This window comes from Proteiniphilum sp. UBA5384 (assembly GCF_002410825.1).
Lineage (GTDB): Bacteria > Bacteroidota > Bacteroidia > Bacteroidales > Dysgonomonadaceae > Proteiniphilum.
On sequence record NZ_DHOS01000030.1, the window covers coordinates 176,350 to 192,194 of the forward strand.

Annotated in this window: 13 protein-coding genes; 9 read left to right on the top strand and 4 right to left on the bottom strand. The window is 43.5% G+C overall.

Annotated features, from left to right (window positions below):
- Positions 1-219: 219 nt before the first annotated feature.
- Positions 220-2,376 carry an elongation factor G gene (locus B4G81_RS06095; protein ID WP_294081095.1) on the bottom strand — a complete coding sequence of 719 codons (2,157 nt, stop codon included), beginning with the start codon at positions 2,374-2,376 and terminating at the stop codon, positions 220-222.
- 351 nt (positions 2,377-2,727) lie between these two features.
- Between B4G81_RS06095 and B4G81_RS06100 the strand changes: the two genes are divergently transcribed.
- Positions 2,728-5,403, top strand: a complete 2,676-nt coding sequence (locus B4G81_RS06100) for a calcium-translocating P-type ATPase, PMCA-type (protein ID WP_294081096.1) — start codon at positions 2,728-2,730, stop codon at positions 5,401-5,403.
- A 183-nt stretch (positions 5,404-5,586) separates the two neighbouring features.
- A complete protein-coding gene (locus B4G81_RS06105) occupies positions 5,587-5,685 on the top strand; it encodes a hypothetical protein (RefSeq protein ID WP_414703171.1) in 99 nt (32 codons plus the stop codon).
- Between the two features lie 136 nt (positions 5,686-5,821).
- Here B4G81_RS06105 and B4G81_RS06110 read toward each other — a convergent pair whose 3' ends face one another.
- The 3 genes from B4G81_RS06110 to B4G81_RS06120 all read right to left on the bottom strand — a co-directional run bounded on the left by B4G81_RS06110 (position 5,822) and on the right by B4G81_RS06120 (position 8,012).
- Positions 5,822-6,211 carry an HIT family protein gene (locus tag B4G81_RS06110; RefSeq protein WP_294081097.1) on the bottom strand — a complete coding sequence of 130 codons (390 nt, stop codon included), beginning with the start codon at positions 6,209-6,211 and terminating at the stop codon, positions 5,822-5,824.
- Positions 6,212-6,250: 39 nt separating this feature from the next.
- Positions 6,251-6,721 (bottom strand): transcription elongation factor GreA, encoded by a 471-nt coding sequence (gene greA / locus B4G81_RS06115; RefSeq protein WP_294081098.1) that lies wholly within the window; start codon positions 6,719-6,721, stop codon positions 6,251-6,253.
- Between the two features lie 142 nt (positions 6,722-6,863).
- Positions 6,864-8,012, bottom strand: coding sequence for a redoxin domain-containing protein (locus B4G81_RS06120; protein ID WP_294081099.1), 1,149 nt, complete (start codon positions 8,010-8,012; stop codon positions 6,864-6,866).
- Positions 8,013-8,562: 550 nt separating this feature from the next.
- On the opposite strand from B4G81_RS06120, the gene B4G81_RS06125 reads away from it, so the two are divergent.
- The 7 genes from B4G81_RS06125 (at position 8,563) to B4G81_RS06155 (ending at position 15,764) form a co-directional block, all read left to right on the top strand.
- A complete protein-coding gene (locus B4G81_RS06125; RefSeq protein ID WP_294081100.1) occupies positions 8,563-9,366 on the top strand; it encodes a MotA/TolQ/ExbB proton channel family protein in 804 nt (267 codons plus the stop codon).
- A 42-nt stretch (positions 9,367-9,408) separates the two neighbouring features.
- Entirely contained in the window at positions 9,409-10,011 is a 603-nt protein-coding gene (locus tag B4G81_RS06130; RefSeq protein ID WP_294081101.1) for an ExbD/TolR family protein, read from the top strand.
- A gap of 97 nt (positions 10,012-10,108) precedes the next feature.
- Entirely contained in the window at positions 10,109-10,792 is a 684-nt protein-coding gene (locus B4G81_RS06135) for an ExbD/TolR family protein (protein WP_294081102.1), read from the top strand.
- Between the two features lie 14 nt (positions 10,793-10,806).
- The gene (locus tag B4G81_RS06140) at positions 10,807-11,655 is read left to right on the top strand and encodes an energy transducer TonB (protein ID WP_294081103.1); all 849 of its coding nucleotides are present in this window, start codon (positions 10,807-10,809) and stop codon (positions 11,653-11,655) included.
- A gap of 172 nt (positions 11,656-11,827) precedes the next feature.
- Positions 11,828-12,853 (top strand): PstS family phosphate ABC transporter substrate-binding protein, encoded by a 1,026-nt coding sequence (locus tag B4G81_RS06145; RefSeq protein WP_294081104.1) that lies wholly within the window; start codon positions 11,828-11,830, stop codon positions 12,851-12,853.
- Positions 12,854-13,121: 268 nt separating this feature from the next.
- Positions 13,122-14,948, top strand: a complete 1,827-nt coding sequence (locus tag B4G81_RS06150) for a hybrid sensor histidine kinase/response regulator transcription factor (protein ID WP_294081105.1) — start codon at positions 13,122-13,124, stop codon at positions 14,946-14,948.
- Positions 14,949-15,386: 438 nt separating this feature from the next.
- Complete coding sequence (locus B4G81_RS06155; protein ID WP_294081106.1) at positions 15,387-15,764, top strand: HU family DNA-binding protein; 378 nt, start codon at positions 15,387-15,389, stop codon at positions 15,762-15,764.
- Positions 15,765-15,845: the final 81 nt, after the last annotated feature.

The window sequence follows — 15,845 nt, forward strand, 5'->3', positions numbered from 1 at the left end:
TGATAAAACTGATAATAATTCGCAAAGATAGACAAAAAGAATTACTTTTGTTTCAATTAATTATAAAGAGTTACGAAAAAATGTAGTTTTAAGGATAAATGATAGAAAAATGTGAATATTTTGCTTTTTTATTAATTTTATTTTTAATGAAAATAGAGGGTAAAGTTATCATTGACTTTACCCTCCCCTTGGACTAAATTATCAGATAAAAAGAGGCGGTTACTCGTCTTTTTCCTGTGCTTCGTAAGCTTTGAGCAGTTTTTCCTGTACATCGGAAGGAACGAGTTCATAGCTTGAGAACTTCATGGAGAAAGAAGCCCTTCCTCCAGTGATCGAACTCAATGAAGTAGAGTAGGAACTCATCTCTTTCAAAGGTACTTTTGCTTTGAGTTTTTCGAATCCTTTTTCACTCTCCATACCCATGATCATGGCGCGACGTCCCTGCAGGTCGCTCATCACATCGCCCATATATTCACCCGGCACGGAGACCGTCACGTCGTATACAGGCTCAAGGATTTTAGGCCCGGCATTCTTGAATGCAGTGCTGAATGCATTACGTCCCGCCAGCATAAAGGAGATTTCATTGGAATCTACCGGGTGCATCTTGCCGTCGTACACAATCACCCGTACGTCACGGGCATACGATCCCGTCAAGGGACCTTGCTCCATCCTGGCCATGATGCCCTTCAGGATGGCGGGCAGGAAGCGCGCATCGATGGCGCCACCTACGATACTGTTCACAAATATCAGCTTACCGCCCCAATCGAGGTTGATCTCCTGTGTGTCGCGGTTCTGCACTTTGTACTCCTGTCCGTTAAAGCGATAGACTTCAGGAACAGCCATTCCTTCGGTATAAGGTTCCACGATAAGATGTACCTCCCCGAACTGGCCGGCGCCACCCGACTGTTTCTTGTGCCGATAATCCGCTCGTGCTGCTTTGGTGATGGTCTCGCGGTATGGGATTCTGGGCTCCAAAAATTCGATCTCGATCTTGTCGTTGTTTTCCAACCTCCATTTTAATGTACGGAGGTGGAATTCACCCTGTCCGGAAACAATGACTTGTTTCAACTCTTTAGAGTTTTCCACCAGCCAGGTGGGGTCTTCCTCTTTCATGCGGGTAAGCGCTTCACTCAGTTTTTCCGAGTTCGATTCGTTCACCGCCTTGATAGCCCTGCGGTAACGGGGTTCCGGATAACGGATAAAGTCGAATTTGTTTTCATTATCTTTCGCGTTGAGGGTGTTTCCCGTACGCACGTCTTTCAGTTTCACGGCTGCACCGATACTGCCCGCCTGCAGTTCTACTGCCTTGTTGCGGATTTGTCCTGCTACGGTAAAGAGTTGTACAAGCCGTTCTTTTGAACCGCGGTTGACGTTGACGAGGTCGTCGCCTTCTTTTACTGACCCCGACATTACCTTGAAATAAGATACTTCACCGATATGGGGTTCAACTGTCGTTTTAAAGAAAAAGAGGCTGGTAGGTGCTGATGCGTCAGGTTTTACTTCATCACCATCACTATTGGCGGGAGAGGACACATCAAGTGGAGAAGGAGCGACCATGCTCAGGAAGTTCATGATGCGGTGTACAGCCATATTTTTTTCGGCAGATATACAGAATAAGGGAAAGAGGCTCCGGCTGATCATTCCTTTATGGATACCGTCACGCATCTCTTCTTCGGTAAGAGATCCCTGATCGAAATATTTTTCCATTAATCCCTCGTCATTTTCGGCTGCTGCTTCGAGCAGTGCCTGATAATATTCACCCGCTTTTTCCTGTTCACTTTCGGGAATATCCAATACGTCGGGAGCAGTGGCACCCGGTTTCCATTTGTATAATTTTTGTTTCAATACGTCCACGATCCCATCAAAAGAAGTACCGCTGCCGATAGGATACTGTACTGGCACGACTTTACTACCGTACTGGTCTTTCAGGCTGGCAAGGGTATTGTCGTAGTCGGCTTTCTCATGGTCCATCTGGTTCATCAGGAAGACAAGCGGCTTATCGAGTTCGTCCACATAGCGGAGCTGGTTGATGGTACCCACTTCTACCCCGCTGGTGGCATCAATCAGCATCAATGCCATATCGGTCACATGAAGGGCAGAGACAACCCCGCCCACAAAATCGTCCGAACCCGGACAATCGATGAAGTTCATCAGTTTTTCTTTCCATTCATAGGAGAAAACAGTTGAGAAGACGGAATATCCATATTCTTTCTCTACCGGAAAATAGTCACTCACGGTATTTTTCCCATCTACCGTGCCGCGTCGTTTTATAAGACCACACTCGAAAAGCATGGCTTCCGCGAGAGTGGTCTTACCTGAGCCTGCATTGCCAAGTAGGGCAATGTTCCTGATTTCGTTTGTCTTGTAAACTTTCATGATTAGAAAATATTTAAATTAATTAATGTGCCAATGTGATGAATCCCGATAAATCGGGACAAGTAGTACCTATGTGACAATTTGTCAATGGCATGAAAAAAGACTTTGCCGCGGTGTAACAACCGGCAAAGTCTACTATCTAAAATAGCGTCGCAATATATAAAAAACGTACGATAATTGTTGATTCTGCATCTATGTTATATAACATATTTATAGAGTATTTTGATAGCATGTAGTCAGGAGAAATAGTTTCCTCCGGTTGAAACATTTTTTTCTATGGGTTGTTTATTTCATACGTCTTGTATCGTTTGTCCTGCCATGAAAAGCAGGATTATTGTTAAATATGAAAAGATGAAGGATTCCTATTATAATTTACAGGTTGAAGAGGTTTTAGGACAGTTTGAGGTTTCGCCCGAAACAGGTCTTTCTGACGTGGAAGTAAGAGAGCGTCTTAGCCAGTATGGGGCTAATCAACTTGAATCACAAAAGCAAAAAACACTTTTGTTGATGTTCTTCGAGCAATTCAAGAGCATCATGGTGGTTATTTTATTGATAGCTGCTGTAGTGTCGGGGGTGATTGGCGTACTGGAAGGAGGAGGGTTGGTAGAGGCGTTTGTGATCTTAGCCATATTGGTGGTCAATGCGGCGATAGGTACCGCCCAGGAGAAAAAAGCACAGTCTTCACTGGAAGCGCTGAACAGGATGAGCACCCCTCATTCCAAAGTATTGCGGGACGGTCAGGTAGCCGAAATCACATCCACGGAGATTGTTCCGGGCGATATTATTGTGTTGGATACCGGTGATATTATCCCCGCTGATTTGCGCCTGATAGAAGCGGTGAATATGAAAGTGCAGGAATCGGCCCTTACCGGAGAATCGGTCCCTGTAGATAAGACTGAGAAAGTCTTGGATGCAAAAGACCTACCTTTAGGTGACCGTGATAATATGGCTTTCTCTACCAGTACCGTTACTTATGGACGGGGGAAGGGCGTAGTGGTGAGGACCGGAATGGAGACCGAAGTAGGTAAGATTGCCCATATGCTTCAACAGACGCAGGATACGGAAACACCAATGAGCAAACGGCTTGAACAACTGGGTAAGGTGTTGGGGTATGTGGCCCTTGGAATTTGTTTTTTGATATTTGTCGTCGGTGTCCTCTATGGTAATGGCTGGCTGGAGATGCTGATGATGGCTGTCAGCCTGGCGGTAGCAGCTATTCCTGAAGGACTGCAAATAGTCTCCACCATTGTTTTGGCAATCGGAGTGCAGCGACTGGTGAAACTGAATGCGATCGTACGTACATTACCATCGGTTGAGACACTGGGGAGCGTTACCGTGATATGTTCCGATAAAACGGGCACTCTTACGCAAAATAAAATGACCGTGGTGGAGGGGTGGGCTGGAGGCAACCGGATTGATTTTCGCAATCCGCCCCTTCCCGAAGAACTTGATAGTGATGAGCAGATGCTTCTCCATTCATCGTTACTCTGCACCGATGCGCATCTGAGGATATTGTCCGATGGTAAACATGAGACGGCGGGTGATCCTACGGAGATTGCTATTGTGGATGCAGCTCTTGCTCTGAAAATTAATAAAAATGAACTGGAGGGTCGCTTCTCCCGTGTGGAGGAAGTGCCATTTGATTCTGACCGGAAAAGGATGTCGACTATCAACCGAATAGGGGAAGGGAAATTCAGGGTAAACCTGAAGGGAGGTTTGGATGAGGTCCTTGCTATATCCTCCCGAATACTTATCCATGGAAATATAAGATCCATTACGGCAGAAGACATAGAGACCATCAAAGAAGAAAATAGGCGGATGGCACAGTCGGCATTGCGTGTGCTTGCTGTGGCCTATAATGATATTGACTCCCTGCCGGGGGAGGTGAGTGCCGGGTTCACTGAGAGGGATCTTATTTTTGTGGGGTTGCTGGGTATGATAGATCCGGCTCGGCCTGAAGTGGTAGAAGCGGTGAAAAAGTGTAAGACGGCCGGTATCCGCCCGGTGATGATTACTGGCGACCATAAAGTGACTGCGGTAGCGATTGCCGATGAGATAGGAATTTACCGTGAGGGTGATAAAGCAATTACGGGCACTGATGTAGAAGGGATGAACGATGAAACTCTCTATCGGGGGGTGGAAGCCTATTCAGTATATGCACGTGTGGCCCCCGAACATAAGGTGAGGATTGTGAAGGCATGGCAATCCTATGGTGATATCGTGGCAATGACGGGGGATGGAGTGAACGATGCTCCTGCACTCAAGCAGGCTGATATTGGTGTATCAATGGGAGTAGTGGGTACTGAAGTGGCTAAGGATGCTTCCGACGTAATTCTGACAGATGATAACTTCGCGACTATTGTAAGTGCGGTGGAAGAGGGACGTCGTATTTATGACAATATCCTGAAAGTAATACAATTTCTTCTCTCTGCCAATATGGGAGAGGTGTTGCTTATTTTTATCGCTTCAATAGCTAACCTGGGTAATCCATTAACTCCTATTCTTATATTGTGGATCAATCTGGTGACTGATAGTTTACCCGCATTGGCGCTAAGTATGGATCCTGCCGAGAATGATGTGATGACACGCAAACCACGTGATCCCCGACAGGGTTTTTTCACCAAGGGAATGATATGGAGGATCGGTTATCAGGGTACCGTTATCGGCCTGATTTCGCTGGCTGCTTATATGATTGGTTTCAGAGATGGCGGGCAACTTTTGGGACAGACCATGGCGTTTGCTGTGCTGGGATTCTCGCAATTGCTGCATGTACGTAACCTACATTCCAACAAACGCTCTTCTTTTCATACAAATATATCGAGCAATAAACCACTGCTCGGCGCCATCTTCCTTTCAGCTCTTCTGCTCCTGGCTGTACTGTTGATCCCCGGAGCAATGGACATTTTCGGTGTAACGGCGATGGATGGCATTCATTGGGCTTACGTAGGACTTCTCTCGTTAGTTCCTATTGTTGTCGTAGAATTGATGAAACTCTGTAAAATCAACCATAGTAGAGACGAATATTGAGTCAATATGATTATGTGGCAATCGTCCGGTAAGTATGTTCCCACGGTAGAACAATTAAAGGAGATTGCTCCTGCCATCATTGATATGGGTTGTTTTGCCAGGATGGAGACAAACGGAGGAGAGGTCGAACAGATCAACCTGCTGTTCGGGGAAAATCCGATGGCTTCTCGTGTAGCCAATGAAATGGCATTGAAATATGATAAATCGAACCATATTCTGCAATATTGTATGGTCAATAACGTCTCCGGTGTGATCGGGCCAGCGGTCGCTGTGGGGGATTGATCTCGTTTTCAGGTAAGGAAGAATAAGAAAATAAAACCTTTATAAAATGGGTGGTTTACGGACTGCACATTTTTTTGCCATAAAAAATGGATTTCCCGAAAGAAATCCACCTTATCTTAATTATTTAAGTTCCAGTTTAAAGCTTCTTTCGGATTTTTTTTGCAATTTCTTCAAATTCGTCTCCGGTGAGTTGCATTTTCGGATTGGCTAAACTCATGTCTCCTTCTTTTTGGATAGGAATTAAATGAATGTGTGCATGGGGTACCTCCAAACCAATCACCATCAGTCCTACTCTTTTACAAGGAATAGCACTCTGAATCGCTTTTGCTACTCTTTTTGAGAAGATAATCATATCCGCCAGAAGAGAATCCTCCAAATCGAAAAGATAATCGATTTCTTGTTTCGGTACTATCAATGTATGGCCTTTCGACATAGGGTTGATATCAAGAAAAGCATAAAACCGGTCGTCTTCGGCGATCTTGTAGGATGGGATTTCTCCCGAAATAATTCTGCTGAAAATAGTCATCTTATAAGAATGAAAATCTTGAATATTGATTTCGGGACTCTATATAGAAATTTCAACGATTTCAAATATCATTGTTCCGGATGGCACTTTAATTTCTGCCACATCCCCCACTTTTTTACCCATCAATCCTTGGGCGATGGGGGTACTTACCGCAATCTTACCGCTTTTCAGATCGGCCTCGCTTTCAGATACGAGCGTATAGGTCATCAGTTTTTTCGTCTGCAGGTTCTTGATCGTCACTTTGTTCATTATCTGTACTTCATCGGTGCCAATAGTGCTCTCATCAATAACACGTGCATTGGCTATCAGGTTCTTCAATTGCGATATCTTTGCCTCAAGCATCCCTTGCGCTTCTTTCGCCGCATCATATTCGGCATTTTCCGACAGGTCGCCTTTATCTCGCGCTTCGGCAATCTGACGTGATATTTCAGGTCTCTGTACAGATTCCAATTCGATCAAATCGTCTTTTAATTTCCGAAGTCCTTCTTCGGTCATATAAGTTACAGCCATAGTCTCTTTTTTTATTCTTTAAACTTAACGTAAAGAAAAAGAATTCCGGCCTTTATTACAAGACCGGAACCCCTTTTTTCCATGATTAAACTTCTACAAAGGTAACATTTTATTTCAATTGGACAAAATTTCCGGATATGTTTTATAACACTTTATCCAGTTCGGCGGATAGTTGACCATAATCCTCGATACGAGCTATTATGTCCCCTTCGCGGTTGATGAGGAATGCGGTGGGGATTTGCCGTACATTATAAGTCGCCAATAACGGGGTGTTTACCGACCGTGAGTCTCTTACGGTTATCCATGGTAGGTTGGCGGCTGAGGTCTTCCAGAAGTGCTCATCCGAATCGAGTGAAACTTGATAAATTTCCAGACCACGGGATTGAAAACTCGAATATAGTTTATTTAAATCTATATTATGTTTGGGAGAGAAATCAGCACTGTAAACTACGAAATCGAGTATTACTACCTTGCCTTTCAATGAAGATAATTCCACTTTCCTTCCATCCACTCCCGAAAGAATGATGTCAGGTAATCCGCTACCTTCCACTATAGGTATATTCTCTAATAATTTTGTTTGTTGCTCCTGCTTTCTACGTGCTTTTAATGCATTCATGGTGAATTCATAAAGATGTTTGCTCCTTTCCGTATCGGGATAGTACCGATTCCATGAAGTTGCCACCGCTCCAAACATTGCATAGTCCTGCTTGTTATAGGGATCGAATATGAGGTAATCGTTTATTTTCTGAAAAATGGCATAATAAGCAGTCGCTCCCGAAGGATTCCCCAGAATTAATCGGGATACCGATGTCTTGTATTTTTGTAAAACAGTATCCAGTTGTGAAATAAATACCATATCGTCGATAAATCCTGTTTTGTGTTGATTTTCAAGATCAGTGATTTTGCCGGCTGCTTCACGGGTGAGTCCGTCTACTTCTTTCATCTGATCATTGGTAGGAGAATTCTCTACCGTGAAGGAGTGATATAGGTCTGATGCGTCGGCGGAAATTTGAACTGTTTCTGTTGAATCCACAGCAAAAATGACAATCTGTTTGCCTATACGCAATTGATAAAATTCCGGATTTTCCGGTGCCGGTTGTTTAAAGTTAAACGATCCTCCATTTTTCAGAATAGTAGAATCGAGTAGTGTTATACCTGCCAAACCACGATGTTCCAGATACAATGTATCTCCTTGTGCAGAGCCAATAGTTCCCGTTACATTAAATGTTTCTCCCTGCTTGCAGGAGAAAAGTACTATGCCGGCCAGTAAAATCGGTAATAATTTTTTCATATTGTAATTCAGTTGTTATTCGATTATAATTCGAATCTGCGACAAATTTACATGAATTTCTTTTAAACCGGCATGATTATACCGATTATTATTAAATGTGAACTTTTCAATGTTAATTACGTTAAATCAAGGCTTGGAAATTATAAAGTTAAAAAAAATTAAAAAAAATCATCTCTGACTTGTTGTCGTTCTCTTTTTTATTTTTAGAAGTCAAAAATCGTTGCGCTGGATGTAAAAAAGCCTTATCATTGTACTGTATTTAGACACAATATTCATTGAAGGTATAAACACTTCAAAACTTAAAGGTGGCGTAATTATTTGAAAATAAATAGAATTCTGTGCTTTCTTTGTTGACGGCAGGAGAGTATTCCAACGGAGCCTATAGTTACGTCTCCTTGTATTTTTTTAAGTAAAAAATATAATTATGTCACCTTCTCATAAGGTGATTTAGTGAGTTGTATTGAAAATATAATTCATAGGTGTTGAGTATGAACGAACTATTAAATATAAATTAAATTCACATATTAAATAAACTAATTTGAATTGCATTATGGAGACAAGACAAACAAAAAGCAAGGACCTTTCTGCCGGTTTCATTATCATTGGGTGTTCAATCCTCGCCTGTATTTTCTTTTTCGGTGTATGTGCCCATCCAAGCCATTTCGACGAAAAGGGCCATCCCCTGCCGGGTGACGTTTTCGGTACGCTGTACCAGGGTGGTTATGTGATTCCCCTGGTAATCACGCTTCTACTGACCGTGATCACCCTTTCCCTCGAACGTTTCTTCGCATTGAACAGGGCCAGCGGTAAAGACAAAAATGAGCGTTTCGTTACAGGGGTAAAACGGAAAATCGATGAAGGCAATATCACCGAAGCCATCAAGCTTTCCGACGAACAGAAAGGCTCCATTGCCAATATCGTAAGGGAGGGCCTGGTGCGTTATGATGACGTGGAGGACATCCCCAATATCACCAATTCCGACAAGGCTGAACTGATCCAGAAGGAGATCGACGAGGCCACCACCCTGGAATTGCCCTACCTGGAGAAGAACCTGAACATCATCGCTGCCATTTCCACGCTGGGCACGCTGTTCGGACTGTTTGGGACTGTGCTGGGTATGATCCGCGCCTTTGCCGCCATGGGTAACGAGGGTGCGCCCGACTCCACCGCCCTGGCCGTGGGTATCTCGGAAGCCCTGATGAATACCGCCCTCGGTATCGGCACGGGAGCCCTGGCGATCATCACCTACACCTATTTCTCGGGCCGGATCCAGACGATGACCAACGCGGTCGACGAAATCGGGTTCGCCATCGGGCAATCGTTTATAAAACGTCACGGCGGCCTTTCCAGATAACCTCCCCCGTAGAACCAGAAGTCAAGATAATTCAGAGAAACAATGGCAAAAATAAAGAAACATAGTGTCTTCGTCGACATGACCGCCATGAGCGACGTGACGGTGCTGCTGCTCACGTTCTTCATGCTGACATCCACCTTCCTCCCCCAGGAGCCCGTCAGGGTGACGGCGCCGGCCTCGGTGATGGAGATCAAGGTGCCGGAGTACAATGTGATGAATATCCTGGTCGACCTCGACGGGAAGGTGTTCCTGAACATCGACCGTCCCGAGGTTCGGCTCGAGGCGCTTGAGAAGATGTCCGCCGAGTACGGGGTGATAGTTAATGAGCGCCAGAAGAAGGTGTTCCTGGAACAGCCCTTCATCGGTGTTCCGATGAACCGCCTCCCGGCCTTCCTTGATTTACCCTTCGGCGAGCAGGACGCGGCGATGCGCGAGTACGGGATCCCGGCCGACAGCCTGGACAACCAGTTCACCAACTGGATCCAGAAGGCCCGGGAGATAGACGGTGAAATGAAGATAACGCTGAAGGCCGACCAGTCCACCCCTTACCCCCTTGTGGAGAAGGTGATGAAGGACCTGGTCAGGATCAAGGCCAACCGTTACAGCCTGGTGACGGTGCTCAGGGGGGCGCCCGAAGGGTTTTAACCGGATTATTGCGTGAAGCCGGCAGCGGAGCCCGGCAAGCCGGGGCTCCGCCATGGCGGGAAATAGTGTAAAATTATTGAAATAACAGAGAAACAATATGGCAAATATAGATACAGGCGGGGGCGAGGTGCAGAAAGGCAAACCCAGGAAGGAAAACCTGCGGGTGGATTTTACCCCGATGGTGGACATGAACATGTTGCTGATCACCTTCTTCATGCTGGTTTCCACGCTGTCGAAACCGCAGGTGATGGACATCGCGATGCCCACCGACCAGAAGATCGAGGACGACCAGGCCCCCAAGGTGAAGGAATCGAAGGCGGTCACGCTCCTGCTGGGGGAGGACGACAAGGTCTACTACTACCTGGGCAAGCTCGATGAAAGCGCCTACAGCGACTATGGCGTGTTGAAGGAGACCACCTACTCGTCCAGCACCTCCAATGAGGGGCTGCGCGGCATCATCCTGGAAAGGAACGCCGAGGCGGTGAACCGGATGCGCGACCTCAAGCTGGAACGTGCGGAAAAGGGCAACAGGATGACCGAGGAGGAGTTCAACGAACGTTCCAAGGAGATAAAGGGTGACGTGAATGCCCTTACGGTGATCATCAAGCCGATGGAGACGTCCAACTACAAGAACCTGGTGGACGCCCTCGACGAGATGCAGATATGCAGCGTGGGCAAGTACGCTATCGTGGATGTGACCGAAGGAGATGAATTCCTGGTACAGAACTATAAGACCAAGGGCGCGTTCGGTGCTTCTAACCTGGCGCCCCAAGGCCAATAATACAAAGATACGATATGGATAAATTTATAAATTTAGATTCCACCGAGTGGTGTGACCTTGTCTTCGAAGGAAGAAACAAGCGGTACGGAGCATATAGGCTACGCCAGACCTCTTCCAAAAGATATCTTGCGGCATTCCTTTTGGTAGCGCTCCTCATGGTAGTCGTCTCTCTTCTGCCCCGGTTATACGGTGTGGTAGAAAACCTGACGCAAAAAAATATGGGCTCTATGGAACAAGTCGTTGAGTTGTCTGTTCTTCCGATTGAGGAACAAGTAAAACAAGAACTTATAAAAGAAGAACTTGTCCAACAGGACGAAGTTCCTCCGCCCCCTGCTTTGAAATCCTCCATGCAGTTTGTGCCTCCTGTTATTGCAAAGGATGAAGAAGTTTCTCCAGAAAACGAATTTGTGAAGACTCAGAAGGAGTTGCAGTCCTCAACCCTTCAAATATCTATTGCAGATGTGATGGGGACGGATGAGCAGCATGGCATTGATATCAGTGAGTTGAGTCGACCCAAAGTGGTTGTGGAAGAAAAAGTAGAAGAAAAACCTCTTGAGAGCGCAGAGCAGGCACCTTCATTTCCTGGCGGAATGGATGCATTGAATAGGTTCTTATCTGAAAATATCCAATATCCAATTATTGCGCAGGAAAGCGGTATTCAGGGTAAGGTCATTATCAAGTTCGTCGTTTCCAGAACAGGTGAGATCATGGATATCCAAATTATCCGTGGAGTGGATGCTTCGTTGAACCGTGAAGCTGTCAGGGTAGTACAGATAATGCCCAAATGGATACCGGGAAAGCAAAAAGGCAAACCGGTTTCAGTTTATTTTACGCTTCCGGTTGAATTCAGCCTGCAAAGTTAGTCTGAAAATAACTTTATACGAAAAATATACAGTATTCATAAATGAAAGTGTAAAGTAATATGTTTTTCACATTTTTATTCCGAAGGAATATTATTATAGAGATAATGATTGTGTTTGGCGTAATTTTTGCTGCTTATAGTATATTAAGAGGATATAGATTATGAAAAGAACAATGAATCAAATAAGACAGGCTCTTCTTCTATTCTTTATAATTGCCGAAGCCCTTTTTCTGTCATCATGTCATCAAAGGACGGTGAGGACCGATACGGCGACTTCCGGCATTGCCCAGATGGCTGTGGACGAAAGTTTTGCTCCTATTATAGAAGCAGAAATTAATGTGTTCGAATCGCTTTATAATGATGCGGCCATCATTCCTATATACGCTTCCGAACAGAACATTTATAAATCGCTGGTAGATGATAGCATACGTCTAATCATGGGAACCCGTTTACTGACGGAGCAGGAGCAGACCATCATTCAAGAGAGGAAACAGCGTATCCGCAGTCATAAAATAGCGATTGACGGGATCGCACTGATCACTCACAAAGATAATAATGATACTCTCATGACAATAAATAATATAAAGGACATAATGTCGGGAAAGATTGAAAGTTGGAAACAGATCAATCCCGAATCTCCTTTAGATACTGTAGCAGTAATGTTCGATACTCCCAGCTCGAGTATGGTACGGTATATCCGGGACTCAATCTGTGATAATGACCCTTTTGGCAAGAATGTGAAAGCACTTTCTTCCGATAGTGCTTCAGCTGATATAACCAGGGTGGTTTCTCATGGCAAGGTGATCGAATATGTTGCCTCACATCCGAACGCACTGGGATTCGTCGGGGTGAATTGGATTGCTAATCCTGTAGATACTGCTAACTTGAGTTTTATCGATAATATAAATGTCGTATCAGTGAGCAACGCATCGCAGGCTACTCCCAATAACAGCTACAAGCCATACCCTTATCAGTTGGCATTAGAACTTGCCCACCGGGAATCGCCACGTGACTTTCCGACAGGAGGCTACCCTTTGATACGCGATATATATATAATTATCACGGATCCTACAGGTGGGCTCCCCTCGGGATTTTTTAATTTTATTGCGAGTGACAGGGGGCAAAGGATCATATTGAAGTCGGGTATATTACCGGCAAACCGGCCAGTCAGACTGATTCAGGTATCGGATGATTTTTAGTCTAATTTAAACCTACCCCTTTTTTAAGTGGAAATGTCTAATTCAAAATAATTTCTCTAGGCTATAGCGATAAATAGTGCTGGAAGTTGCAATTAAACTGTCCTTTATTTGCAATATATGTTAAAAGTAGGCAGTGAAAAACCGGTGTCGGAGATTTAAAAAAAATTTTTGACAAGGGACGGGTGTAAAGTTCAAAGACCTTATTATAAGAGGTTTCTCTCAATTCATATCTTGGTGCGGATTTTTTATTTCTTTACAAGATTACTCTATGAATATATGTTACCTGTATTTGACCGGTGCGTTATCGGGTAAATTTTTATTGTTAACGGTGCCGGCTTCCCTCATTCACTTACCTATGTTGGATATACTCTCTTCAGGTATATGTTCCAGAAGAACTTATTTGTATATTGGTCTGGTATTGGTGTTGATTATCTCAGGAATATTGATTCGCTCTATTGAACGGGTGAGAAACAAGCGTATACGAGAACAGGTAGAACGCTTACACAGTGATATTCTTACAAAAATAACCCATGAATTCAGGACTCCGCTTACTATTATTCTTGGTTTGAGCAAACAGTTACGTGAGCAGAAAGAACTCGGCGGAAATAATTCTCTTATCTATCTTAAAGCTATTGAACGTCAGGGTAAATATCTTTCTGAATTGGTCAACCAATTACTTGAGGTGGCTAATTTATACATGGCAGACAGAACAATAGAATGGAAAACCGGCAATATTGTGGCTTTTATGGAAATGATCTCTGAAACGCTGCGTCTTCAAGCCGGACAAAAAGAGATTGAATTGTATTTTTTCAGTACTGAAAAGGTTATTGAAACAGATTTTGTACCCGATTATCTTAACAAGATCCTGCAAAACCTTCTTTCTAATGCCATCAAATACAGCGGTGAAGGCAGTCGGGTATATCTTATTCTGGAAAGAGATAAAAGAAATTGTAATAGATTGATCATAAAGATTATAGATCATGGGGAGGGCATTTGTAAAGAGGTGCTTCCGCATATCTTTGATCTTTTCTATAAAGGTCCTTATGAAGGTGAAGCAGACGGTAATGGGGTAGGGCTCACCCTCGCCAAAAAGCTGACAGAAATATTGGGAGGTACTATTGGAGTAGAAACTGAAGTGGGGAGGGGTTCTACTTTTACGGTGCAGTTGAGTATCCGAAAGAATGAAAAACAATTATTTCCTCATTGGAAACCCGAAAAAAGTAATTTTATTATGCCAGTAAATAATAATCCGGAAAAGGGGGGATACGAAGGAATCTTTTTATCGGAGTCGAATGAGAATGATCCTCGTACGGCTATCTTGGTGGCCGAAGACAATAAGGATATCGCTCTCTATATCCGCTCTATTTTTCCTCAGTCGCAATATAATATTATATATGCATCTAATGGGGAGAAAGCGTGGGAGTTAATGAAACATCAGCAACTTCCCGATATTGTGATCACCGATATGATTATGCCGAAAAAGAGTGGCATTGAATTGTGCAGGGAAATGAAAACATCCCCCTTGCTGAATCATATACCAGTGATTATTATATCTTCGGTAAACAAGGAGACAGGTCTGATTGAAGGCTTGAAAAGTGGTGCTGACAGTTATATCCGAAAACCTTTTCATCCGGAGGAATTGCAGATATGTGTGGAAAACTTATTAGGAAGCCGCCAGCTCCTCAAGGAGAAATATCACAGGACAGTATTGAAAGAAGAAAAGATAAAGACTGATAACAGTTATACTGATTTTTTGCGTCATGTAACCGATATTATTTACCGGGAGATGAGAAATGCAGAGTTTACGCCTGCTAAATTAGCACAGGAGTTGGCCATCAGCATTTCGCAATTAAATAAAAAATTGAATGCGGCTACAGGCTATCCTACCTCCGTATATATACTAATGGTAAAACTGGATTACGCCAAAAAGATACTTTCTTCACAAGACAAGACCATCGGCGAAGTAGCGGGTGAGTGTGGTATTTTCGATGTGAATTATTTTTCCAGGGTATTTAAGAAATATAATGGGATTACACCCACGCAATTTAAGCGTTTGCCGCCAAAAACTTCCTCTTTGAATATGTTCGCCTATTGATTATGTAGGAAATAGTGTTAATATTAGCCGTAATGGGTAAATATTCCACGTAAAATAACATAAAAGTTAGCATTCATATCTTTTTATATTTCAACATATTTATATATAAAATGCGCAAATTATGCTAACAGGATGAAATGTTAAAGCGGGTTTAGTCCTATATTTAACCTAATAAATCCTAATTGCCGATTATAAAAAAAAGTATGTTTGTAAACGAAATATCTAAGCGCAATCAAACAAACAGCGATATTTCCAAATCAATGTTCGGAGCCATTACACAAAACTGCGAACCGCAATGGTAACACAACCCAAATAAAAAATCCCTAAAAAGGAATTGCTCCCGACACGATTAAAATGAAACAAACGTTAAAGGTGATACTGCGCAAAATTAGAATATATCCCCTGTAACGATTACATCGAACTCTAATATATAGGTACATGAAGTATAGATTAATTCAAAAGGCCAATCCGCGTGAACTTAAATCACAACGCAAATGGTATGTAAGGCCTGTCAAAACAGGTACTGTCACTAATAAGCAATTGAGCAAGGATATTGCAGCAAAATCATCTCTCACAAAGGGAGCTGTGATGAATGTGATTGAAAACATGGTCAATGAGATTCCCCGTTATTTAGTGGAAGGCTATAGTGTAAACCTGAGTGATTTGGGCACGTTACGTCTTTCGCTCTCCAGTGAGGGTACCGATACTCCAGACAAATTTTCTTCTGAAAATATTAAGAATGTACGAGTGATATTTACTCCTTCCCCGGAATTCAAACGCACTCTGCTGAACGTGGAGTACGAAAGAGACGAATAGAGGAATAAGATATAAAGATCAGCAAATGGTCAGATAGAGAGGTACAAAACTTTTTAAATTATTAGTAACACAGTATTACAA